General features: G+C 39.5%; 23 protein-coding genes and 2 pseudogenes. 16 read left to right on the forward strand and 9 right to left on the reverse strand.

Going from position 1 to position 24,580, the window contains the following annotated elements; all coding sequences use genetic code 11:
* Positions 1–21: 21 nt before the first annotated feature.
* From EL101_RS01660 to EL101_RS01675, 4 genes are all read right to left on the reverse strand, one after another.
* On the reverse strand, positions 22–1,521 hold the full coding sequence (locus EL101_RS01660) for a tripartite tricarboxylate transporter permease (RefSeq protein ID WP_096596413.1): 1,500 nt from the start codon (positions 1,519–1,521) through the stop codon (positions 22–24).
* 12 nt (positions 1,522–1,533) lie between these two features.
* Positions 1,534–1,977: a tripartite tricarboxylate transporter TctB family protein gene (locus EL101_RS01665; RefSeq protein ID WP_096541907.1), complete on the reverse strand. Its 444-nt coding sequence runs from the start codon at positions 1,975–1,977 to the stop codon at positions 1,534–1,536.
* An 18-nt stretch (positions 1,978–1,995) separates the two neighbouring features.
* On the reverse strand, positions 1,996–2,985 hold the full coding sequence (locus tag EL101_RS01670) for a tripartite tricarboxylate transporter substrate binding protein (RefSeq protein ID WP_096596414.1): 990 nt from the start codon (positions 2,983–2,985) through the stop codon (positions 1,996–1,998).
* Positions 2,986–3,336: 351 nt separating this feature from the next.
* On the reverse strand, positions 3,337–3,999 hold the full coding sequence (locus EL101_RS01675) for an NAD(P)H-dependent oxidoreductase (RefSeq protein WP_096596415.1): 663 nt from the start codon (positions 3,997–3,999) through the stop codon (positions 3,337–3,339).
* A 112-nt stretch (positions 4,000–4,111) separates the two neighbouring features.
* Here EL101_RS01675 and EL101_RS01680 point away from each other — a divergent pair, with 112 nt between their 5' ends.
* The gene (locus EL101_RS01680) at positions 4,112–4,975 is read left to right on the forward strand and encodes a fructosamine kinase family protein (RefSeq protein ID WP_096596416.1); all 864 of its coding nucleotides are present in this window, start codon (positions 4,112–4,114) and stop codon (positions 4,973–4,975) included.
* The gene (locus EL101_RS01685; RefSeq protein ID WP_096596417.1) at positions 4,962–5,414 is read left to right on the forward strand and encodes a DUF1648 domain-containing protein; all 453 of its coding nucleotides are present in this window, start codon (positions 4,962–4,964) and stop codon (positions 5,412–5,414) included. The genes EL101_RS01680 and EL101_RS01685 overlap by 14 nt, the downstream gene beginning before the upstream one ends.
* A 62-nt stretch (positions 5,415–5,476) precedes the next feature.
* On the opposite strand, the gene EL101_RS01690 is transcribed toward EL101_RS01685, so the two are convergent.
* The gene (locus tag EL101_RS01690) at positions 5,477–6,079 is read right to left on the reverse strand and encodes a YIP1 family protein (RefSeq protein ID WP_096596418.1); all 603 of its coding nucleotides are present in this window, start codon (positions 6,077–6,079) and stop codon (positions 5,477–5,479) included.
* A gap of 177 nt (positions 6,080–6,256) precedes the next feature.
* Here EL101_RS01690 and EL101_RS01695 point away from each other — a divergent pair, with 177 nt between their 5' ends.
* The 4 genes from EL101_RS01695 (at position 6,257) to EL101_RS01710 (ending at position 9,908) form a co-directional block, all read left to right on the forward strand.
* Positions 6,257–6,898 carry a hypothetical protein gene (locus tag EL101_RS01695; RefSeq protein WP_096596419.1) on the forward strand — a complete coding sequence of 214 codons (642 nt, stop codon included), beginning with the start codon at positions 6,257–6,259 and terminating at the stop codon, positions 6,896–6,898.
* A gap of 106 nt (positions 6,899–7,004) precedes the next feature.
* On the forward strand, positions 7,005–8,057 hold the full coding sequence (locus EL101_RS01700) for an efflux RND transporter periplasmic adaptor subunit (protein ID WP_096596420.1): 1,053 nt from the start codon (positions 7,005–7,007) through the stop codon (positions 8,055–8,057).
* The gene (locus tag EL101_RS01705; RefSeq protein ID WP_096596421.1) at positions 8,054–8,749 is read left to right on the forward strand and encodes an ABC transporter ATP-binding protein; all 696 of its coding nucleotides are present in this window, start codon (positions 8,054–8,056) and stop codon (positions 8,747–8,749) included. The genes EL101_RS01700 and EL101_RS01705 overlap by 4 nt, the downstream gene beginning before the upstream one ends.
* Positions 8,733–9,908 carry an ABC transporter permease gene (locus EL101_RS01710; protein ID WP_019166330.1) on the forward strand — a complete coding sequence of 392 codons (1,176 nt, stop codon included), beginning with the start codon at positions 8,733–8,735 and terminating at the stop codon, positions 9,906–9,908. The genes EL101_RS01705 and EL101_RS01710 overlap by 17 nt, the downstream gene beginning before the upstream one ends.
* Before the next feature lie 765 nt (positions 9,909–10,673).
* On the opposite strand, the gene lip (EL101_RS01715) is transcribed toward EL101_RS01710, so the two are convergent.
* The 3 genes and pseudogenes from lip (EL101_RS01715) to EL101_RS13780 form a co-directional block, all read right to left on the reverse strand.
* Positions 10,674–12,764: a YSIRK-targeted triacylglycerol lipase gene (lip, locus tag EL101_RS01715; protein ID WP_096596422.1), complete on the reverse strand. Its 2,091-nt coding sequence runs from the start codon at positions 12,762–12,764 to the stop codon at positions 10,674–10,676.
* A 474-nt stretch (positions 12,765–13,238) separates the two neighbouring features.
* Positions 13,239–14,627: pseudogene (lip, locus tag EL101_RS01720) on the reverse strand (YSIRK-targeted triacylglycerol lipase); the annotation flags it as partial.
* Between the two features lie 24 nt (positions 14,628–14,651).
* Positions 14,652–14,705, reverse strand: a pseudogene (locus EL101_RS13780) (hypothetical protein); the annotation flags it as partial.
* A 346-nt stretch (positions 14,706–15,051) separates the two neighbouring features.
* On the opposite strand from EL101_RS13780, the gene EL101_RS13175 reads away from it, so the two are divergent.
* Together EL101_RS13175 and EL101_RS01725 are read left to right on the forward strand one after the other, a co-directional pair.
* Entirely contained in the window at positions 15,052–15,195 is a 144-nt protein-coding gene (locus EL101_RS13175; RefSeq protein WP_164715559.1) for a hypothetical protein, read from the forward strand.
* A gap of 84 nt (positions 15,196–15,279) precedes the next feature.
* Complete coding sequence (locus EL101_RS01725; RefSeq protein WP_019166332.1) at positions 15,280–16,224, forward strand: cation diffusion facilitator family transporter; 945 nt, start codon at positions 15,280–15,282, stop codon at positions 16,222–16,224.
* 146 nt (positions 16,225–16,370) lie between these two features.
* Here EL101_RS01725 and yut read toward each other — a convergent pair whose 3' ends face one another.
* A complete protein-coding gene (gene yut / locus EL101_RS01730; RefSeq protein ID WP_096596424.1) occupies positions 16,371–17,288 on the reverse strand; it encodes an urea transporter in 918 nt (305 codons plus the stop codon).
* Positions 17,289–17,536: 248 nt separating this feature from the next.
* On the opposite strand from yut, the gene EL101_RS01735 reads away from it, so the two are divergent.
* The 8 genes from EL101_RS01735 to EL101_RS01770 all read left to right on the forward strand — a co-directional run bounded on the left by EL101_RS01735 (position 17,537) and on the right by EL101_RS01770 (position 24,570).
* Positions 17,537–17,839 (forward strand): urease subunit gamma, encoded by a 303-nt coding sequence (locus EL101_RS01735; protein WP_014612952.1) that lies wholly within the window; start codon positions 17,537–17,539, stop codon positions 17,837–17,839.
* Between the two features lie 12 nt (positions 17,840–17,851).
* Positions 17,852–18,208: an urease subunit beta gene (locus EL101_RS01740; protein WP_096596425.1), complete on the forward strand. Its 357-nt coding sequence runs from the start codon at positions 17,852–17,854 to the stop codon at positions 18,206–18,208.
* Positions 18,205–19,920: an urease subunit alpha gene (ureC, locus tag EL101_RS01745; RefSeq protein ID WP_096596426.1), complete on the forward strand. Its 1,716-nt coding sequence runs from the start codon at positions 18,205–18,207 to the stop codon at positions 19,918–19,920. Before EL101_RS01740 ends, ureC begins: the two co-directional genes overlap by 4 nt.
* A 339-nt stretch (positions 19,921–20,259) precedes the next feature.
* Complete coding sequence (dcd, locus tag EL101_RS01750) at positions 20,260–20,805, forward strand: dCTP deaminase (RefSeq protein WP_096596427.1); 546 nt, start codon at positions 20,260–20,262, stop codon at positions 20,803–20,805.
* Positions 20,806–21,708 (forward strand): CobW family GTP-binding protein, encoded by a 903-nt coding sequence (locus EL101_RS01755; protein WP_096596428.1) that lies wholly within the window; start codon positions 20,806–20,808, stop codon positions 21,706–21,708.
* 262 nt (positions 21,709–21,970) lie between these two features.
* Positions 21,971–22,393, forward strand: a complete 423-nt coding sequence (locus tag EL101_RS01760) for a universal stress protein (RefSeq protein WP_096543304.1) — start codon at positions 21,971–21,973, stop codon at positions 22,391–22,393.
* A gap of 231 nt (positions 22,394–22,624) precedes the next feature.
* A complete protein-coding gene (locus EL101_RS01765; RefSeq protein WP_096596429.1) occupies positions 22,625–22,885 on the forward strand; it encodes a ferredoxin in 261 nt (86 codons plus the stop codon).
* Positions 22,885–24,570, forward strand: a complete 1,686-nt coding sequence (locus EL101_RS01770) for a hypothetical protein (protein ID WP_096596430.1) — start codon at positions 22,885–22,887, stop codon at positions 24,568–24,570. The genes EL101_RS01765 and EL101_RS01770 overlap by 1 nt, the downstream gene beginning before the upstream one ends.
* Positions 24,571–24,580 lie beyond the last annotated feature (10 nt).

Here is a 24,580-nt window from a genome sequence, read left to right on the forward strand (position 1 = left end):
CCCTCTTTTTTCAATCTAACATCAATTTGAAGATGCTTTTCTCTTCAACAATTTCATGATTAATGGATAAAACAGTGCTAATACTGTCATGATTGTTAAAACAATCGTAATCGGCGAACCAAAGAAAATGTCACTGATATGGTTGTGACTTGTAATTAAGCTTTTACGAAAGTTTTGTTCCATATCTGATCCGATAATGGATGCTAAAATGAGTGGTGCAATTGGAAAATCTAGTAATTTTAATAATAGGCCAATAATGCCGAAAATTAATAAAATGTAGAAGTCAATAACACTATAACTCAAGGTGTACGTGCCGAGAAAGGCGAGTACTAAAATGATTGGATAAAGTGTTTTCGGTGGTGTTTTTAAGATTTTCAACAACAGACCAATCATCGCAATATTAATAATAACTAAGAAAATATTGCCGATAAACATACTATTGACAAGGGTCCATACCATTTCGGGTTGTTTCTCGAATAGGAGTGGCCCAGGTTGCAAACCAAGCATCACGACTGCACCGAGAATTACGGCTGTTGTTCCTGAACCGGGTACACCCATCGTTAATAGCGGAATGAGTGAACCGACTGAAGCGGCATTATTCGAAGCTTCAGGTGCTGCCACCCCTTCAATCGCCCCTTTACCAAACTGTTTACCATTTTTAGAAAATTGTTTTTCAGTCGCATAACTGAGTAGGGAAGCCACTGATCCGCCCGCACCAGGTAAAACCCCGATAAGGAAACCAATAGGACTTTGTCTTAACATCGTCCAGCGCGTCCGTTTCCAATCTTCTTTCGTTAATTTCATCGAGCCTAAATCACTTTTCGGAGGCGCTAATGTATCTAAATGCATGTAGTTGTACAAAACTTCAGCGACAGCATAGACGCCGATAATAATCACGAGAAAGTCAACGCCTTCACTTAAATGCGTCACATCAAAAGTGAAACGATATACGCTGGTTTGTAGGTCGACGCCAATCGTACTCATCATTAAACCGATAGACATGGCGATAAACCCTTTGACCATTTTACCGAGCGACAATGTGACAACCATGGACAATGTGAATAAGAACAAGACGAAATATTCACGTGGTCCAAAGTGCAAGGCAAATTCGGATAGTGGTTTAGCTAGAAGAATAAAACCAATGACTGAAAAGAGGCCGCCGAATAGTGAAGCCACTGCAGAAATGGTCAAAGCTTTACCGGCTTGATGATTGAGTGTCATCGGATAACCATCAAATGTCGCAGCAATGGCAGAACCGTCTCCCGGTGTATTCAGCAAAATCGAACTTCTGGAGCCGCCATACATTGCCCCATAGTAAATCGAAATCATCAAAATCAACGCACTGACTGGATTCATGCCGAACGTCACTGGTATGAGCACAGCTACCGCCGTCGCAGGCCCTAAACCAGGTAGCATCCCTACGACTGTGCCAAGAAAGCCGCCAATTAAAATCCACAATAAATTCATCGGTTGGAAGGCAGTCGAGAGGCCTTCCCAGAAACTATTGATATCGATACCCATACGACCGCCTCCTTATGGCAAACTAACGTCTAACAGCTGGGCAAAGGTATACCATGCGACACCTGAAAAGACGATAGCGACGATTAAATTTTTCAGCCAATGTTGAAAGCCATTGACGAGAAACATCACTGCTGCGAGAAATAATACTGTTGAAATTAAGAAGCCGATACGTTCAAAAATGACTGTATAAATAAGGATAAATAAACATGTCAGACCAATGCGTTTCAGAACAAGTGGTGTTAAAAATGCTTTAAATTCATTGAACGACACATTTTTATCACGTAGCATTTGAAAAAAGTAAATGATACTCATCACAATCAATAAACTCGCGATAAGAATTGGAAAATATTTTGGACTTTGCGGATCACCAATTCTAGAAATCGGTAAATTGAGAGAGAGGAGTAAGTAGATGACGCCAACAATGAAACAAACGATAGGCGCAATAAGTCGTACCATTTTTGATTCCCCCTTTGTTTAAAAACCAGCGTCTTGAATCAGTTGTTCATATTTTTTCTGTTGTTCGTTTAAAAACTTTTCTGATTCATAGCTGTCTTTGTAAAATGCATCCCAGTTTTTGTTTTTGCGAATGGTCTCCCATTGTTTTGATTGAACGACTTTTTTCATGGTGTCATTCCAATAAGCGCGCTCTTCTTTTGTCATATTTTTAGGTCCCATCACGCCGCGCCAATGTGGGAAGACCATGTTTAAACCTTGTTCTTTCCATGTGGGAACATCTTCTAAACCTTTCACACGTTGATCAGAAGTGGTTGCCAACACTTTAAGCTTGCCTGCTTGATGTTGCGTTTTCACTTCAGAAACGGCTGTTGAAGCGATATCCACATGGCCGCCGAGGAGCGCAGTTTCTAAATCACCGCCACTTTTATAAACGAGAAAGTCTAAATTTTTCACGTCGACGCCATATGCTTTTGCGGCTTGTACAAAAGCAAGATGGTCGTTATTCCCTAAACCAGGCGCCACACCAATCGTTAATGACTTCGGATCGGCTTTCAATTTTTCCATTACTTCTTTAGCAGAAGACAGATGAGATTGATTAGAAGCGGATAAACTGATCCATTCCGTTGCTAAAATGGCAATCGGTGTAAAATCTTGGTGACGCAAATCACTTAATCCGAGTTCGTGGTTGGAAAGTAACAAACTTGAATTAATTGCGATCGATGTCGGTTGGCGTTCACTAAGATATTGCCAGCCCACCTCGCCACCACCCCCTGGCTTATTGACGACTGTAATATTCTGGTCAGTCAATTTTTCGTCTTGCATAATTTTTTGGATAGCGCGTGCAGTCGCATCCCAGCCCCCACCAGGTGAAGCAGGTGCAATAATCTCTATTGTGCGATTAGGAAATTTTTGGCTACTTGACGTCTGAGGTTTGTCGTCTTTATCGTTATTCGTACAAGCTGCCAAAATGAGCACAAGGCCCATGAAACATGTCACGAGTTTTCGCATAACTCCATACCCCCTTTGTATGTGACAATTAGTTATATTTTATCATAATATTCAGAATTAGAGAGGTTGGATTCAAATGATATACTGTTGTCAACATCATTTTGGATTTGCTTATCAATCAAAGTTTGAAAGAATATGGGGTAGCAGCTTTTAATAATAAAAGCGTGTTGTATAAAAGCGTATGAGGAGAAATTGATGACAATAAGAATCCCCTCACTAACCGCAAAAATAGTGAGGGGATTGGTGTTTATTATGTTGGATTCCTTATAAACAAATATTAAGCTGTCAATACATATTTGTCAACGCTGTAAATCTTGATACAAGTCATTCCTCGTGCGTTATTGATGGTGCTTAAACCCAATCAATCACTTCTTCTTTGCTACGGCGTGTTTTGGCACGTTTTGGATCTTCCTCGCGATAACCAAATGCCACCATAACTGATGGTGCGTACTCTGCATCATCGAAATAGCCTTTTTCAGTTAAAATACGTGATACTTCATCGTATTGGAAACCTTCAATTGGACATGAATCGATGCCTAAAAATGCTGCAGAGGTCATCATATTTCCAAGCGCAATATAGGTTTGTTTGCTCGCCCAGTCCCATAATGCACGATCGCTTTCGTAAAGATGTAAGTTGTCGTTTTGGAATGCGGATGTTTTTTCGCTCATTTGTTCAATCATGTCCGTATCCATTTGTTTCACATCACGTAATAATTTTTGAACGTATTCATTTTCTGGACGTACATTTTTACGTGCTAAAATTATTACGAAGTGACTCGCTGTTTCTAATTGTCCTTGAGCGCCCCAGCTCATCGGTTTGAGAGCTTCACGCATTTCAGGATCTTGAATAACTAAAAATTTCCAAGGTTCAAGACCCAGTGAGCTTGGTGACAGGCGTCCTGTTTCTAAAATTGTATCGAAATCAGCGTCGTCAATTTTACGATTTGCATCAAAACGTTTTGTAGCAAAGCGATAGTTAAATGTATCTAGTAACATTTGGCGTTTATCTTCCATTTGTTGCAACTCCTTTAAGTAGTGTCATACAATTATAGTATAGATGACTTTAAATCGACGTTAAAATAGTTTGTTTGGATTCAATTTCAAAAGAGAAAAGGGGTTGAATGTCATGAATGAAAAATGGTATCACACATTACCACTCGACGATATCCAATCGATTGAACCGGTCAGCGGGGGTGATGTCAATCAAGCTTTTCGTGTCAATACGAATGATGGGTCTTACTTTTTGCTGATTCAACCCGGTCGTGAAGCGTCATTTTACGATGCAGAAGTCGCGGGCCTCGAAGCGTTTGAAGCAGCGGGTGTGACGGCACCGAGAGTGATTGATCAAGGACAGGTCGATCATGATGCCTATTTATTACTGAGCTATTTAGATGAAGGACAAAGTGGTAGTCAAGAAGCGCTCGGAAAATTGGTTGCGCAACTACATCACACACATGAACGAGAAGGTCGATTTGGATTTCATTTGCCTTATGAAGGTGGAGATATTCAATTCGATAATACGTGGGCAGACGATTGGCAAACCTTATTTTTAAAACAACGGATGGACCCACTTGCTGAGGTGATTCGTCAACGACAATTGTGGTCTGATTCGGATGATGCGTTATTTGAAAAAGTATATGGTTTAATGGAAGACACGTTAGCCCAACATGAGAGTGCACCGTCTTTGTTACACGGAGATTTATGGGCAGGTAATTATATGTTTTTAACAGATGGTCGTCCCGCGCTGTTTGATCCCGCACCTTTATACGGCGACCGCGAATTTGACTTAGGCGCAACGAAAGTTTTTGGTGGATTCAGTCCATCATTTTATGAAGCGTATGATGCCGCTTATCCTTTAGATGAAGGCGCGACGTTACGCATTCGCTTTTACGAGTTGTATTTGTTGCTTGTCCATTTGGTTAAATTTGGTACGATGTATTTAGGTAGTGTCAGAACAACGATGGAGGAAATTGTAGATGAAGCAAATTAATCGATTGATGCCAGTTTTGTGGGGCGTTTCTATAGTCATATTAGCTCTATTTTATGCGCAACTTCCTGAGCGAGTGGGCACACATTTGAATTTAAATGGCGAAGTAGACGCTTGGGGTTCGAAAAGTCATTTGTGGATTGTACCGATAATATTTTTGGTTATCTGGGCTTTTCTATCTCTGTTGCTACACTATGCGCCAATATGGGAACACACTATTCAAGGGAAAGCCGTTGAAAAAAGTCAGTCACAACGTCGAGATGTTTTGTTCATTTTAGTTATCGTACAGTTGACGGTGTGGGTGCTTTACATGGTGTATCTGATTGGTACGATAAATGGCAAAGAAGGGATACCGTTTTGGCTCATGTGGCTCGCGTATCTCGTCATCGGATTGACACTCATCACACGCATCGTCCATGTGTTTAAACGAAATCAAGCATAATAAAGTTAAGAAAAGAGGCTGAGAATTTAAGTTCCCAGCCTCTTACTTTTTAATTTGATGTATTATGCAGCGACTACGGTCAATACGACACATATGATGAACATCACAGTGCCTAATATCCAAGACCACTTAGCAGACAAATGCCCGTTGGAATGAAGCATAACCGCGAATAGCCAACCGCCTAACACATTGGTTAAACTCAATGCACTTAATCGTGTGTTTCCGGGTGCGAAAATATTAAGTGAATCAATTTTGACTGTTGCCATATCTAAATGGAATAACACTTGAATGGCACTGATAATAATCGTGGCACATAATACCGTGTTATAGTAACGTAATACACCACCGAATATCCCTTTTTTAGAGAGGGTTTTCTTGAAAATCTTATAAATGATCAGTGTGATGAGGAAAGTGATACCGACAAAAATAATGCTCCCGATGATGACCCCAATGATGCCGAGCACCATGACAATAGGTGAGGCTTGTTGTGCTTGTGCATCCGTTAACCCTTGTTTAGTGAGCTCTTGGGTGTAATCTACTGTGAAAGCAGCGAGTGCAGCTTGGACAATAATTAAAACTAAAAACAATAAAATTTTCTTCCATAAATGAGGGTGTGTTCTATCTCTGTTAAAAGCTTCTATATATAACGGTTTCGAAAATGTCATAAATCTGCCTCCCATAAAAGTATTAAAAATAGTATAGCATTAAATAATATAATTTTATACTTTAATCACGATATTTGTGTAAGCTTTTGTCATATTTTAGAATTTTTACTTGAAATATAAAAAAGCCTCTAACAATGTGATAATATTAAGATAATCTTTTTGAGGAGGCAAACAAAGTTGGTCAAGACAAATCTACCTCTATTCCAACATTTTGAAGACTTACGCAACCATCCCACTTGGAAGGTGAAAGCAGTATTGATGATGGTTGTCACACTCATTCATGCGTTTTTGTTAAAAATTGACACGGATAATACAACACTGTTAGAAGGCTTTGGTTATTCAAAAGAAGATATTGAAGAGTTCCATCAAATTCATTGGTTCGCTGATACGATGAGTAGTTTGATGGGGGTATTGATTAGTTTTTTGTTTACATTTGTTGTATTTATGATGTTTTCTAAACTGTTGCATTCCGATGTTTCGGCCCAAACGATATTATCTGCCTCGTTCAGTCATTCGCTTATTGTGACGTCGGTTGCTTTAGTATTTGTATGTATTCAACTGATCTTTCATTTACCATTTCCTACATATAACATCACAAGCCTGAATATTTTTCTACCTGGGAATATGTACCTAGCTGCTTTTGATGTACAAACGATATTCAAAGGCTATGTGACATTTATCGTTTATTATGCGACAAGTCGTTTGTCTTTGCGTGAATCTTTAGCTTTAGGTTTGTTAACCATCGCATTAACGATATTACTTGCGTTAGGTTCAGCGGCTTTAGAAGACACGATCCTCAGCTTGGCTGGAGAATTGTAAACGGTCTGCTATATATAAAAATTTATTGATTTATTAAAGAAAATTTATCCTTCTTAATGGTATAATACAACCAAAGTATCTTATGCCATTAAGGAGGATTTTTATTTTGAAGAAAAAAACTTTGATTGTGTCATCAGTGATTGGCATTATCTTACTTGTAGGAATAGCGTTTTTAGTGAAAACATTTGGTGATGTCGGAGGCCAAAAAAATGAAGATGCTTACGATACATATACTGTAAAAACTGAAAAACCGCTACGTGTGACGGGGAAGGTCTCTCCGGAAACGATTAAAACATATTTAAATAATGCACAACTGGGGAATTTTTTAAATGTTCAAGTGAAAGATGGACAAACCGTCACTCAAGGCACGCCATTATTGAATTATGATATTGACCCAACGCAACGCCAAAAGTTAGTCAAACAATTGACGGACGCGCAACAAAGTGGAGACCAACAAGCGATTAACCAGGCTTGGAAACAACTGAATCGTTATGACGGACAAGTGTATAACAGTGTGAATGCGACATTTAACGGAACAGTATCTTTCGTTGATAACGGTCAGGTCGGTGAAGGTGAACCGATTTTGAAATTAATTGCGAATGAGTTAGAAATTCAGTCAACGATTTCGGAATTTGATTTAGAGAAAATTAAAGTCGGCGATACGGTCAATATTAAAGTGACAAGTACCGGCAAAAAAGGTAAAGGGAAAATTACGCACATTTCACAACTTCCGACGAGCTATCAACAAGATGCTAAAGGAGAAGCTGCTGGTAGTGCACCCGTTGCAGGTGAAGCGAGTGAAGGCGCTGATTCATTAACAACGAATAATCCTGTACAATCACATCCAACAGGTGAAAGCGATAAAGAAACGTCAAAATATAAAATTACTATTGGTGAACTTGATCTTGATGCGCGTAACGGTTATTCCATAGAGGCGACGATTCCGTTAGAGACACTCAAAATTCCAAAATCTGTGCTAACGAAAGATCATCATGTGTATGTTGTGGATCAATCTGGTGTAGCACATCGTACAAAAATTACGTATGACGAAAAGAATGGCGAATTAATCGTGAAAAAAGGTGTTAAAAAAGGCGATCGTATCATCAACCATCCTGACGCTAAAATTAAAGATGGTGAGAAAGTTGAGGTGGCCAAATGATTGAACTGAAGGGGATCAATCGTCATTTTAAAAATGGGAACGAAACCAATCACATTTTAAAAGATATCGAGTTGCGGATTGAACAAGGTGAATTTGTCGCAATTATGGGCCCTTCAGGATCAGGTAAAAGTACACTTATCAATATTTTAGGTTTTATCGATCGCGGTTATAAAGGCGACTATTTGTTTAACGGTGAGAATTACCAAAAAACGTCAGATAATGAATTGGCAGCGATTCGTAACCGGACAGTAGGGTTTGTATTTCAAAACTTTAAACTCATACAAAACAACACGATTTTAGAAAATGTCAGTGTGCCGTTATTGTATGCGGGAATGCGACCAGCTGAACGCAATCAACGTGTGTTGGATATTTTACACCGTGTCGGATTGTATGATAAAGAAAATTTAGTGCCCAACAAATTATCAGGCGGGCAACAGCAGCGTGTGGCGATTGCTAGAGCGATTGTGAACCGTCCACGATTTATTATTGCGGATGAGCCAACTGGGGCACTCGATTCGAAAACGTCTGAAGATATTATGGCGTTGTTTATGGAGTTGAATCAAGAGCAAGGCACAACGATGATTGTCGTGACGCATGATCCAAAAGTCGCTGCACAAGCGGATCGTGTCATTCACATTTTGGATGGCCGAGTTCAAAGAGAAGAGGTGCTGTCGCATGGCGTACATCGCTAATATTATCCACGTTTCATTACGTTCGATTATGAAAAATAAACGCCGTAATATTTTTACGATGATAGGGATTATTATTGGGATTGCGGCCGTTATTACGATTATGTCATTAGGTAATGGTTTTAAAAAGACAGCCGACGAACAGTTCAGTGATGCAGGTGCGTCGAAAGATAGTGCTTTGGTCAGCTTTTTACCGAACAACTTTGATACAGTGAAGGAACCGCCTTTTACGACTGAGGATATTGAGATTGCACGCCAAGTCGAAGGGGTACAAGATGCGAGTATTAAAGAAGATGATACACTTGGCTTAACGGCTGAAGCGCGCACCGTGAAAAAGAAAGCGGATGTGGCCGTCGTTAAAAGTGAAACTGTCACGGAACCAGACGAAGGGGAAGGTTTTAGTAAAGAAGACAATGCATTGAAACAACGTGTTGCAACGGTGTCTTCGGAAGTGGCAGAAACATTGTTTAAAGGCGATGCAGTTGGTCAAACACTGTATATTGACGATATTGGTTTTGAAGTTGTCGGTGTGAAAGAAAAGGCACAGGTTCCGAATGCTGTGCAAATTCCGACAAAGACAGTTGAAGCGGACTTACCTAACTTAAAATCTGACTATCCACAAATGATGTTAAAAGTCGGTGAAGATGCGGACAAAAAAGAAATTGCGACAAAAGTTGCGGATCAATTGAATCAGCGCGGTTCAGCAGTTTCACAAGGAAGTTATGAATATGCAGATACTGAAGCGTTGATGAAGAGTATCGGTAAAATCTTTGACTCCATTACGTACTTTGTCGCAGCGGTGGCGGGGATTTCACTTTTCATTGCAGGTATCGGTGTGATGAACGTGATGTATATTTCGGTGGCAGAACGTACCGAAGAGATTGCCATTCGCCGTGCATTCGGGGCAAAAGCGAGAGACATTGAGTTTCAGTTTTTAATCGAAAGTGTCGTGCTTTGTTTAATTGGTGGGATTATCGGTTTAATCATCGGTATTTTGATTGCGAAACTTGTCGATGTGGTGACACCTGAATATATTCAAAGTGCAGTGAGTTTAGGTTCGATTATTTTAGCAGTCGGTGTGTCAACTTTGATTGGGATTGTGTTTGGTTGGATACCCGCACGTGCCGCAGCGAAGAAAGAGTTGATTGATATTATTAAGTAATCCCGCATTTTGATGATGCTGAAATGTTCGTTACGAAAGACATTGCAAATAAAAATCAATATAGACTGCTGAACGCCCCCTCGCGTTCCCAGGGGACTTGCCTCAACTAAATTTGGCTAGATTCAAGTATACACTTGAAGGAAGCCAAATTGGATTTTCGGCTACGTCTGATCCCTCGGGAGTCTCGGGGGCGTTTTTGCAGTCATATTGCTACTTTCGAATGTATAGATTTCAGCATCATCGTCGTGTGATGGGGGAGAAAGCAAAAGAGAGTAAGAGTGGGGCTTCGCGTTCCTAGGCGCCTCGTTTCAACTAACCAACGCTTGATTTTACAGTAGCAGAGGTGGAAGCGTTGGTGGATTTCTGTACTGCTCCCAGAATCCAATTCGGCATCAATCAAGTGTTCATTTCAATCAAGCCAAATTGAGTTGAAGGACCAGCCCCTAGGAAGAAGCCATGAAGGCAATCAAAAGCTACAAATCATACAGAGGGCAAGTTAAACAAAATACCGTATCAATAGCATCAAAAATTTTTTTGTGTCCCATCTACCTCATTTATGATGAATGGGTATGCGATTTGTGTTTCTAGTCTATCTTCAATGGTTACATGTTCATGAGCATTTTAGAAAGGCTAATCATTGAATTGAATCTACTATTAAAAATGCTGTATACGTCATATTTGATTAAAATTTGAAAATCGTTTTAATGACGTTGAAAATGGATAATAAGAGTTCTAATGGTGTTCCTGCCATTGTTCTCAACCTCCTTATGCTGTTTGAGCCTCTGATTTGACTAAGTCTTCCGCGAGTTTGTGCCAGAAGTCTTTCAGTTCGTCTTGTGAATGTGCGGTATCGTTTGTATCTTGACCCACAAAGTCGACATGGTCCCAACCGTGTTGTACAGGCATCACTTGCCATACACCTTTTTTCACTTCATCTGTAGCATCGACCCATGCTTGGTTATATGGATGTTGTGATGAAACGACTGACACGAGACCATCATTTTCACGCCATTCTTTTTCAGCAGCTTTACCGATGACATTAGCTGTGAGAGCGAATGGGAAAAACAGGTTGTAATCAGCTTTTTGTTTACCTGATAGTGATGGATGTGTGGCTTCACCTGTATATGTTTTATAGACGATATTTGGATTGAGTGAAGTCTTTTTGTTCAATTTTGATGCGCCTTCACGTGTTAAATCATAGAATCCGTTATCTTCTGTGCGCCACAATTGGTCATTATTTGCAACGCGATCAAAGTAATCATCCAATGACTCGCCTTCTTTACGCTGTAGACCCCATTGATTTAAGCCAAAGTCCACGCGTGCTTTATTTTTAGCAAGGACTTGTGCGACATCGAAAACGACTTGACGTACAATCGGCTCATTACCGAGTTGATCTGACGCGTGTGTCCCATTATGTGGTGTGCCGAGTGTTGTAATAGAAGACACCATGTTGTCGTTATTACCAGTGAACAGTGGAGAAATGTCGCCACCGTGTTCTTTTTGGTAGGCAATTTCTTCAGGATTTCCATTGCGTAACAGTTCTTCTAATTGGCGAATCGTTTGTCCACCCATGCTGTGACCGACGAGATGAACTTTTTGACCTGGCTTCCAATCTTTGTAAACACCTTCATATGTTTTACCATAACGTGAATGGCCGTATTTTGCGGCGTGTGCTGCACCGTAATCCACAGTACCGCCTTTAATGTAGTAATAAAGTTCTACTGCACGGTCATAGTTACTACCGAATGCACTAATGCTTGCTTCATATGTGTTATAACCGTTTTCTTCCAAGTCTTGTCTAATGTTCAGTTTCTCTCCGCCCCAATAGTGAGATAAGACAGAAGGATTTAAATTGTCTGTAAAGCCATTAAAACCGTGTACTAAAATGATAGGATCGCCATTTTTATAGAAGCCTTGTTTCGCTTTTTTATCTGCTTGTGACTTCACTTGCTCAGCTTGACGTTGTTGATTTTGTGGTTGTGTCGTCGCTACATTGGCTGTCGTTAATGTTTTCACATCATCTTTTGTAGGTTTTGGTGCTTTTGTATTCACGAGCGCATTTTTGTCCACGCTTTTCGTTGTCACTGTTTGAGGCGCGACTTGTGCGTTGAATGTTTTTGTGTTATTGTCAGATTGTTCTGTCAATTTGTGACGTTGATATGTTTCGTCAGCAGATAAATCCATTGTGGTAGGTACATGATTTTCGCCAGATGTTAACTGTTGCTTCTGTGACTGAGTGGATTCGTTTCTAGATACAGTCTCTTCTGTTTGTTGTGCACTGTTTTCACTATTTTGAACTGTATTTAGCGCGTCTTTTTGTGCGTCATTATCCGCTTGTGCATCGGAATCAGCAATTGTGTCTGCTTTTGATGGTGATTGTTCCGAAGCTTCTTTCAAATCAGCAGTTTCATTAGGTGCTTCTGCTACTGATTTGGATGATGGTGCTTGATCTGTTTCAGAAACCGTGTCATCTTGCAATTTGTTGTTATGTAAGTCTTTTGTTTCAGTTGATGGTGCATCAGAAGGTGTTACTGAAGCTGACGGTACGGATGTGTCTTTTGTTGTTTTCTCGGGTGTTGGTGTCGCTGCTTCTGTAGCTTGAGGAGAAGCGGGTGTATCTTCTTGCGTGCGATTTGTTTCAGCAGTCGCTTTTGCTTGCGTAGCATCTTTGGTCACGGGCGCTTCTTGATTGGTCGCTTGTTCAGTCGACTTTTGTTCTGATGAAGCGGTCGTTGATTCTGTATCAGCTAAAGCAGGTGCGTGAGATAAACCTATGAAAAATAAAGATGCGATAACGACTGATGAGGCACCGCTTTTAAATTTACGAATACTAAAAAGTTGTTTTTGATCTTTCATTTTTCCACCTCTTTGTTTATTAAATTAAATGGATATTGATCAAACAAAAATGTTAATCAGTAGACGTGGTAAGAAACCGAATATTTTAGCTAAAATAGCAGACATTAGTTTTCCCCCTTTATTTTGAAAACCAAGAAATATAATTTGCAAAGGCTTTCATTAATTTAGTGAAAGGATACAATAATTTTAAAAAATTGTCAAAACGATTAATTCAAAAATTGATTTTTTATTTTTTTGCTTTAAATGCACTGAGATGTGAATTTGAAGGGAAATGAGGCGTTAATTTTGATGTTCGATATGAAGCCTAAAATTTTTTGAAGCAAAACAAGGGAGAGGGGCTAGGACATGATGGAATATCCCCAGCCTCAATCCATGCATAGGTATTTGACTGATCAAAATTTGAAAATATTTCTTAATAACTTAAAAATTGAAAGTAAAAGTTCTAAAGGTGTACCTGCCATCTACACCACCTCCTTATATTGTTGTTTCTTCTGACTTAACGAGATCTTCAGCAATACCATGCCAAAAATCTTTTAATTCATCTTGTGAGCGCGATGTGTCATTTTTATCTAGGCCGATAAAGTCTAAATGGTCCCAACCTTCTTGTACAGGCATGACTTGCCAAACCCCTTTTTGTATTTCATCTGACGCGTCCACCCAGTCTTGGTTGTACGGATGTTGAGAAGAAACAACAGAGACGACACCATCATTGACGCGCCAATCTTTTTCAGCAGTTTTACCGATCACATTCGCTGTCAATGTTAATAAGAAGAACATGTCGTAGTCCGCTTTTTGCTTGCCTGAAAGTGACGGGTGTGTCGCTTCGCCTGTGTACGTTTTGTAGACAATATTGGGGTTCAATGATGTCTTTTTGTTCAATTTTGCTGAACCTTCGAGTGTGAGGTCATAGAAACCTTGATCCTCTGTACGCCATAACTGATCGTTATTCAAAATGCGCTCAAAATAAGCATCGAGTGATTCGCCTTCTTTACGCTCAAGACCCCATTGTTTTAATCCAAAATCTACGCGACCTTTATTTTTAGCAAGATATTGTGCGGCATCAAATACGACTTGGCGTACAATGGCTTCGTTACCGAGTTCGTCGGCCGCATGTGAACCGTTGTGTGGTGTACCTAATGTTGTGATAGATGAAATCATCCCATCATGACCGCCTTTGAAGACTGGAGAAATTTCACCCCCATGCGTTTTTTGGTAAGCAATTTCTTCAGGGTCTCCATTACGCAAATATTCTTCAAGTTGACGGATGGTTTGTCCACCCATACTATGGCCGACTAAGTGGATTTTTTTACCAGGTTTCCAATCTTTGTCGATGCCTTCATATGTTTTGCCATAACGGGAGTGTCCATATTTCGCTGCATGAGCTGCACCATAATCGACAGTCCCCCCTTTGATATAGTAATAAAGTTCAACAGCGCGGTCATGGTTACTACCAAATGCACTCACACTGGCTTCATATGTGTTGTAACCATTTTCTTCTAAATCTTGCCTAATATTCAACTTTTCTCCACCCCAATAATGTGGATAGACCGAGGGGAGTAAATTATCTGTAAAGCCATTAAACCCATGGACTAAAACAATCGGGTCTCTATTTTTGTAAAAGCCATGTTTTGCTTTTTGATCGGCTTCTGTTTTGACTTGTTCAGTGTGGATGTTTTGATTTTGTAAGTGGGATGTCATTTTATTTTCAGAATTGAGCGTTTGTACATTGCTTGTTGTTTTGGAGTGTAATGCGTCATATGATCTATTACTTGCTAAAGATGGTGCTGCTTGTTGTGCTTTTGTAGAAGAAGGGTGCATCGTTTCTGAATCGGCTAAAGCGGGTGTGCTTGATAAGATTGTGAAAAACAAAGATGCGATAACGACTGATGAGACACCGCTTTTAAATTTACGAATACTAAAAAGTTGTTTTTGATCTTTCATTTTTCCACCTCTTTGTTTAGTGAGTTGAATTTGTAACGGTTATACAAAAATATTAATAATGAGTCTTGGCAAAAAGCTGAAAATTTTGGCTGAAATCGCTGACATGCGTATCCCTCCTTTACTTTTAAAAGTGATACCCTAGTGTTTTGTAAGGGTTTTCATCAATTCAGTGATAGGATACAATAATTTTAAAAAATTGTCAAAACGATTAATTCAAAAAATTGTTTTTTATTTTTAAATTTTTATAACATATTGTAAATGTTCTTTAGCAGATAGATAAAGCATGTTTATAAGCAATATGTGGCAGGGTATGATAAAATAAAATTCAACATGGAGGCTTAATAAAATGACTCAGTTTTATAAAGTTTCAGCGTACATTTTCGGAGGCGTGGCTGTGGCAGTGCTCTCTGGGGTGGCATGTTTAACTTATCGACAATATCAAGCAGACGAAAGTTTAGTGAATGACGATTTCATAACATATAGCAAGTAGAACTCATGAGGTGAATGCGGCAGTGGTCGTATTCACCTCGCGTCGTTTATAGGAACTGAGAAAAATTATCAAAGGAGTATATTTATGGCTAGAAGAACATATTTTCATCATGTTGAGCATCGTAAAACCCAAGCACATTCGAAAACGACATTATGGCTTTCACTCATTATCACACTCTTTTTTACAGTTGTTGAGTTTGTAGGGGGACTTGTTTCTAACTCACTCGCGCTGTTATCAGATTCATTTCACATGTTGAGTGACGTCATTGCGTTAGGTTTATCGATGGTCGCGGTTTATTTTGCGAGCCGCCGACCAACCGCACGTTATACATTTGGATTTTTAAGGTTTGAAATTCTCGCAGCGTTTTTAAATGGGCTTGCGCTTGCAGTGATTTCTGCATGGATTTTTTATGAAGCGATCATGCGTATTATTTTTCCACAACCCGTCGAAAGTGGTTTAATGCTTGTCATTGCGACGATTGGGTTGATTGTGAATATTATTTTAACCGTCATTTTAATGCGCTCATTGAAGAGTGAAAACAATATTAATATTCAAAGTGCATTATGGCATTTCATTGGGGACTTATTGAATTCTGTTGGTGTTATCGTCGCGGTCGGTTTGATTTATTTAACGGGGATTCAGTTGATTGACCCGATTTTAAGTATGGTCATTGCCTTAGTCATTTTGCGCGGCGGTTATAAAATTATGCGCAATGCATGGTTGATTTTGATGGAATCCGTACCTGAACATTTGGAGACTGATGAGATTATGGAGACGATGAAATCAGTAGACCAAGTGTTGGACGTCCATGAGTTTCATTTGTGGTCAATTACGACGGACCATTATTCGCTCAGTGCGCATGTCGTGTTGGATAGTAGAAATAGTGAAGACGCGTACCGTACGATTAATCGATTGGAACGGTTGTTGAAAGAAAAGTATGGATTGGCACATACAACATTACAGATTGAGCATTTGGATATTAATCATTTGGATGAGGCGTATTTTGAAGACGTAAAGCATGATGGATGATGGTGGATAGCACATACTTGACTCGCCACTTGTGTGTTACTTTCAATAGGGAATGGTTTCACTAGCAAACGTAGAATAAGTTGAATATGATCAATAAAGTGCACGCATCGCTCGCATCAAGGCGGTAGGTGCACTTTTTTATTATTTTATTTGGCAATGTCTGGATGGGCTGTTGATTGTCCGGCTAAAAGTAAGGTCCATGTTGTGATAATAAATGGAAATGTCAGTGATGGGATGCCGATCGGTTCTAAAAATGTTGCGGTTGCTGCATACATCATAGGCGTCATAACTACCGTTAAAATAAAGGCGATCGCTGCTTTGAGATGATTGGCAGAACGGAATGTCACGCCAATTGCGATGATAGATAGCATCAAGTTAAAGCCGAAGAGACCCTCATTCAGTGTGCCAATATCTGCGCCAAAGAAAAATTCCAATAATAAACCTAAGAAGTTGGCAATTAAAAGATAAATGCCCGCGCGTCTTGAAGCGATAAAACAGGCGATCACCATTAGAATACCGCTGATTGTATGTTCGATTAAAAAGATTTGGCTCACGTCACTAAAAAAGGCATGTATCGGATGGAAAGTTGAATTTAAATTGACATGCACATCTGCAGTTAACGGTAAGACATCGACGTTCGTTTTAACAAATTTGAACTGTTGTGACATCAAGAGAACGACCCATGTGATAATGACAAAAGGTGTAGTGAGTTCGGGTAGACGGAATGGTTTTAAAAAGTTTTTGATGGCTTGTGCAATAGGCATCGCTAATACAATACTGATTAAAATGACGAGTATGCTTTGCCAAGACCAGAGTAGAAATAAAGTTAAGTCAATCGCAATCAGTACAGGATTGAAGCCTGCGAGACCGGAATGAATCTCTTCGTCGGTATAATTGAAAAATCGTGCGGTTAAGAGGCTAATGACACTCCCAATCATCGCGGCGAGTCCGATTTTCCAATTGCCAATCCATAGCGCGATTAAAATGAGTAAACCTGTCCATGTATTTTCGAGTAGGACGACTTGAGAAATGTTTTTGAAAAAAGTATGTATCCATTTTGACATTAAAGTTCACTTCTTTCTCTGTTACTAAAACACAATTCTCTGTTCATATTTTAACATTTGAACATTTCAATTAACAACTATATCGTCATAATATTAATAAGAGTATAGCACTTTTGGAGTTGAGTTTTAAACTGCTTCTGGGATCGATTTTATTATTACCGTATAATATTATGATTTGAAAGTACGGATAGGTAGGATTATAATAAAGGTCTAAGCCAATTTAATTATGAGAATAAGGAGTGAATGGGATGCACTTTACACAACGAGAACAAGACAAACTGATGATTGTTGTTGCTGCGGATTTAGCCCGACGACGTAAAGCGCGTGGCTTGAAATTAAATCACCCTGAAGCAGTCGCATTAATTAGTTATGAAATATTAGAAGGTGCGCGTGACGGTAAAACAGTTGCTGAGTTAATGAGTTACGGGCGTGAAATTTTATCAAAAGATGATGTTATGGAAGGTGTCGAAGCGATGGTGACAGATATCGAAATCGAAGCCACTTTCCCAGATGGTACAAAATTAATTACGATTCATCATCCAATTGTGTAGGAGGGGACAATGATGCAACCTGGAGAAATTATTGTGAATTCAACCGAAATTATGATTAATGAAGGACGCGAAAATACAAAATTACTGGTTAAAAATACAGGGGATCGACCTGTTCAAGTCGGTTCACATTATCATTTTTTTGAAGCGAATCCCGCACTGTCGTTTGATCGTGAACAAGCGTATGGAAAACATTTAGACATTCCAGCGGGTGCAGCTGTAAGATTCGAACCAGGTGACGAAAAAGAAATACGTCTTGTGCGTTATGCAGGGAAACAACATGTATATGGTTTTCACGGCTTAGTCGATGGGCCACTTGATCAATCTCGTATTACAGCGCCTAATATGGTAGAGGGAAGTGAAGTCAAATGAGTTTTAAAATGACGGAATCACAGTATGCAAGTTTGTACGGCCCAACAGTTGGCGATTCTATACGTTTAGCTGACACGGATTTATTTGCGAAAGTCGAAAAAGATTACGCAAGATATGGTGATGAGGTTACTTTCGGTGGTGGTAAATCAATCCGTGATGGTATGGGACAAAACCCGAATGCGACACGTGATAACAAAGCCGTGGCGGACTTAGTCATTTCAAATGCTGTCGTGATTGACCACGATAAAGTCATTAAATGTGATATCGGTGTAAAAAACGGCTACATCATGAAATTAGGGAAAGCCGGCAACCCGGATATTATGGACGGTGTCGATATTATTATTGGTTCCTCGACAGATGTGATAGCAGCAGAAGGGATGATTGTTACTGCAGGCGGTATTGATACACACGTACACTTTATTAACCCTGAACAAGCAGAAGTGGCATTAGAAAGTGGGATTACAACACATATCGGTGGTGGAACAGGTGCTTCAGAAGGCTCAAAAGCGACAACGGTGACACCAGGTTCTTGGTATATTCACCGCATGCTTCAAGCGGCAGAAAATTTACCACTAAACATTGGTTTTACAGGTAAAGGTCAAGCGGTGAACCCGACTGCATTAGTTGAACAAATTCATGCAGGGGTCATCGGTTTGAAAGTGCATGAAGACTGGGGTGCGACACCTTCAGCATTACGTCATGCACTTGAAGTGGCAGATGACTACGATATTCAAATCGCACTGCACGCGGATACATTGAATGAAGCGGGCTTTATGGAAGATACGATGAAAGCAATCGGTGATAAAGTTATCCATATGTACCATACAGAAGGAGCTGGTGGTGGACACGCACCTGACTTAATTAAGTCAGCAGGTTATCCGAATGTATTACCCTCATCGACGAACCCAACATTACCGTATACACACAATACGATTGATGAACATTTAGATATGGTCATGATTACACACCATTTAAATGCATCGATTCCAGAAGACGTGGCTTTCGCAGATTCTCGTATTCGTAAAGAAACGATTGCTGCAGAAGACGTTTTACAAGATATGGGTGTCTTCAGTATGATCAGTTCTGACTCTCAAGCGATGGGACGTGTCGGTGAAGTCATTACGCGTGCATGGCAAGTCGCACATCGTATGAAACAACAACGCGGACCGCTTGAAGGTGACAGTGAATATGATGATAACAATCGCATCCGTCGTTATATTGCGAAATATACGATTAATCCTGCTATTACACACGGTATTTCAGAATATGTCGGTTCTGTTGATGCCGGTAAATTAGCGGACCTTGTCATTTGGGACCCACGTTTCTTTGGTGTGAAACCGGACATGGTTGTTAAAGGCGGCATGATTAACGTTGCGGCGAATGGTGATGCGAACGGTTCGATTCCAACATCTGAACCCATTAAATATCGTCATATGTATGGGCAATATGGTGGCAACTTACAAAGTACGGCCATCACTTTCGTATCACAAGCGGCTTATATGAACGGTATTCGTCGTACATTAGACTTAAAACGTGACGTGAGACCTGTACGTCATATTCGTCAATTAACTAAAAAAGATATGAAAAATAATAGTGCTTTACCAAAACTTGACGTTGATCCTGAAACATATGAAGTTTTCGTGGATGGGAAAAAAATAACGAGTGAAGCAGCAACAGAATTACCAATGACCCAACGTTATTTCTTATTCTAAAGTGGCTTTGACAACAGATTAATCCAATTAGGTATGTAAATAGAGAGAAAGCTTGTTCGAATGTATAACGATGACACTCGAGCAGGCTTTTTCGTATTGCTTCATCGCGCGTTTATGAAATGTGCGCAACGGGTATGAACATCTCATCTGGTTACGTTGTCAAAAAAGTTTCACTATTATATAACATTGCTTATTTATTGTATTTTGATAACATTACTCGAAAATAAAATGAAAAATATTCAAAAAAATCTTGTCTGAATCTTCTGGACATGATAAATTATGAAAGCATCACACTTCGTAAAAGTTACGATTGATATTTAAGAAACTGAGGTGCATCGTATGATTTTGTCAGATAGTGATATTAAGGCGTATCTCGAACGTCAATTATTGAATATTGAACCATTAGTAGAAGCACATATTGAACCAGCATCTGTTGATTTAACATTAGGATCGCACTTTTTAAAACCGATACCACCCGAAACAGGGATACAACGGATGAGTGATCCGATTGCTTATGAGACGATTGAACAACCTCGAGTGGTGATACCTGCACACGCTTTTATTTTAGCTACGACAGAAGAATATATCACATTACCCCAACAATTAACTGGGTTTATCGAAGGGCGGAGTTCAGTCGGTCGAGCAGGACTTTTCATACAAAATGCAGGCTGGGTCGATCCGGGATTTGAAGGTAAAATCACATTGGAACTGTACAATGCCAACGACTTTCCGTTAGAGATTGAACAAGGCCAACGTATTTGCCAAATCGTATTAGCTGAAACAAAAACGGTACCAGAAACAAAATATCAAGGGAAATATCAAGGCCAACATACCACAACGGGAAGCCGGTTATTTCGTGATTGGATGAAAGATGGGGGAGATTAGATGGATATCGTCATATTAGCAGGCTTCTTAGGTGGCGGTAAAACGTCTACACTGAACTTTTTAATACAAGATGCGATTGATCAAGAGTTAAAACCAGCTGTGATGATGAATGACTTTGGGGCTAAAAATGTCGATGCACAGCTCGTGACCGAAGATGTGAAAATGGAAGTGTTGACGAATGGCTGTATTTGTTGTGATTTGAAGGCGAATGTCTCACAACAACTCCATGAATTGTATTTAACACATCAACCCGACATTGTCTTTATCGAATGTAGTGGGGCCGCACATCCAGTTGAAGTGTTTGATGCATGCATGACACCTGTGCTTGCGCCATTCATTCAAGACTTGAGTATGTTAGGCATTGTCGATGCGGCAGCCTATGAAAGTCGAGACACTTTACCTGAACCGATTCAAACGTTAATGGATGAACAAATTCGTTACTGTAGTCATTTGATTATTAATAAAATTGATTTGTTAGAAAGTGACCAGTTGTTAGCAGTCGTCCAAACTATACAACAACACTATCCTGATACACCGTACATCCTTACACGTTACGGCGAAATTACATTACAAGAGATTCAACATGTGTCGGAATATCACATTGGTGAACGTTCATCCGTCCACCATCATGGGCATTTGTCACATATGTTGTATGAATTTCAATCACCTATCCAACAAAGTGCGTTAATTGAAGGATTAAAAGGGTTAAAAGATGTCTTTAGAGTGAAGGGCTTTGTCTATTTTAAAGGTTGTGAAACACCCTATGTCGTACAATATACGCCTGGACATTTAGAGTTGAAACCGTGTCCGATTGAAATGTCACCTTATTTAGTCGTGGTAGGGCATGATTTAAATGATGTTGACATTACTGAAACGCTAGATATTATAGAATTTTCATCATAAATTTTTTAGACACTTCATTTTTTTTGAAGTGTCTTTTTTTACTGCAGTATCATTTTTTGTGCTACAGAGGGGTGCACTTTCTAGAAGTTGAAATGTGTGTTTGTGTGAAAAATAATTTTATGCATGCGCCCCATGATAAAAGTGGGCCACCTTGAGAAAGCGCTATCATAGTGCTAAAATAAAGATGATAAGAAAGCCGTCTCCGATATAGTCATGTCGACATCAAAATAAAGGAGACACCAAAAATGAGGAGGGATTAGATATGTTTAGCAATATTCTCGTTCCATATGATTTTGGCAACAGCTTTAAAAATGTCCCTGAACAATTAAAAAAACTAACAGGCAATGATGCACCATACGAAATTGTCGTTTTTAACGTCATTTCAGAGACAGAATTAGCGAATTACGTCCGCTATCAAGGCAAACATTTTGAAGAAGTGGTAGAAGAAAAGAAAAAAGAAATGAAGCCATTCTTGAAAACGATTGAAGATGTTGGCTTATCTTACAAAGTGAAATTTGCGACAGGATCACCGACAAAAGAAATCGTCAATGAAGTTGCAAATGAAAACTATGATGTCGTCGTGATGAGTAATAAGCGTTCTGAAATGGACATTAAGCATGTACTCGGTCACGTGACACATAAAATTGCAAAACGTGTGAATATTCCTGTGCTCATTGTAAAATAAACATTGGATAGATGTACGATATCAAAATTGAAATAAAATAGTAGGAAGAGGTTGGGATCAGTGTGGTCCCGGCCTTTTTTTTGTGTTTAAATTTTCTAAAAGTGAAAAATGAGATTTAAATTGAGGTTTAAGCATAAATTTATTATAATAAAAAAGTAAAATATTAATTTTAAATGTATCAAAAATGCTACGATAATGAATTTTATTCGAGAACAGTAAGGGGGGAAGTTGATGAGCTATTATGCGTATGTAGACAGAGAAGTGTGTATTTCTTGTTCAGCTTGTGGTGCTGCGGCGCCCCGATTGTTTCGGTATGATGCGCAAGGGATAGCGTACATGTGCTTAGATTGTAATAGTGGCACAGCGCAAATACCTGAATGTGACTTAGGAAATTTAGATGATGCAGTTGACAATTGTCCCACGTCAGCGATCACAGTTGGGCAGCAGCCTTTTTCGTTACCTATCATATTAGACAGAGAGAAGGAATTGTAATGAAGCAAAAAGGTTTTGAACAATTGTTGGAAGCGGTACATGCCAAAGTAATACAACTCAAGCAACCGATTGAAATGGTTGATACAATGCTGACATTGGATGGAAAGATTCCGCTTGAGATTGCGCGACAAAGTATGAATTTTGAACAATGGGGGATTTATCAACGTTTGGCGCATGCCACTTGTCTGTTTACCGATGAAAAACCGTCCGAATTAGAGCAAGTCATCAGTTTTGGAATGTCAGCCTATGGTCGTCTCCACCTTGGATCGAGTTTTAACGATGACTACACGCAAATTTGGGGTTATTTCACATTGACGACAGAAGTAATGACTGAAGTTGAACAATTGACGACGCGTTTGCATACGGAGGAAATGTTTCGCTATCAAACAGAAGTTGTTCCATTTTTTCGACACCTCGAACCGCAAGACGTTATAGAAGTGATCGATGCGATTAAAGAAAAAGTCGACTTTATGGCACCGGTGCTCCTGTATTATAACAGCCATACGTATACGACGTTTTATCATTACAACAATTTATTGAAAAGTTTAGAAGGGGATACAACACACTTTTTATTGGATGAGTTGGCTGAGAAAAATAAGGATACGTGGACGAAAGATGAACGCATTTTTATTTTTAACCTCTACACATTGTTGCAATCTGGTCCGCCTGCTAGAGGAGAAGAGGTCAACGGTGTTCATTTTTCACTGCATTATTTATCTCGCTATTTAGAAGAAAAGTTAGCGGTTTATCAAGAAATGACTGATACGCCGTCCAAACCTGTGCCTAAATCTCTTTTAGCGAAAGCACGATTGATTTGTCAATTGCGTGAAAAAGTTGCCGAAAACTATGTCATTTATCGAAAAATCAATGGGCTCAATTTGCATAAAAAAGAACAGTTTTTAAATCAACAAGAAGTGGAATTGTATCGTGATGAAGCGATGGAGCATGAATTGGTACAAATATTAGGAATGGCACCAGAACAGACGTATTACGATGCATTTTTAAACGATTTAATGCAACATCCGGATATGACCACGATCCAAACTTTGCTCGAAAAAATGGTAGGTTATGCGATACGGGCGACGGATTCAGATGTCGGTATGACGCGAGGGTTTAGACAGCCCTGGATGTATCATGATGCATTAAAACACGATCAGTTAGAAACAATTTTTGAATGGAAACAACAAATGTATTTTTGCTGTGCGATACCGAGTGAAGCGATGAAACAAGCTTTTCGCGCTCAAAGTCAGATGTTGGCAGGTATTTTGACGGCAATTAGTAAACGAATGGAATACAATAGTTGGCATTATACGCCGGGAAATTTTTTGAATGAGCGCCATCGTATTCAGCGACATTACTATTTTCCGCCAGTGATGAGTGATATTACCGAATGGAGCAATCAACATCATAAAGGGCATGTATTTGCAAATGTGAAACATGCGATACGTTGTCCGGGGGTGATTCAATGTCCGCCGTATACGTTAAACGCCTATTACGATTTACGGTTGATGAAAACGTCTGGCGTGGTGTATTCTGAAACAGACTTGATGAAAGCGCTTTATTATAAAGAAATTGTCGGTTCACTTTATCAAGCGTGGTTTGATTATTGTCGTGAACATCAGAGTCAACTTGATATGACGGCATATGATCGCAAATGGTATCAACAGCAATTTATAGAGGTTTAACATAGGAGCG

Source organism: Staphylococcus delphini (genome assembly GCF_900636325.1).
Lineage (GTDB): Bacteria > Bacillota > Bacilli > Staphylococcales > Staphylococcaceae > Staphylococcus > Staphylococcus delphini.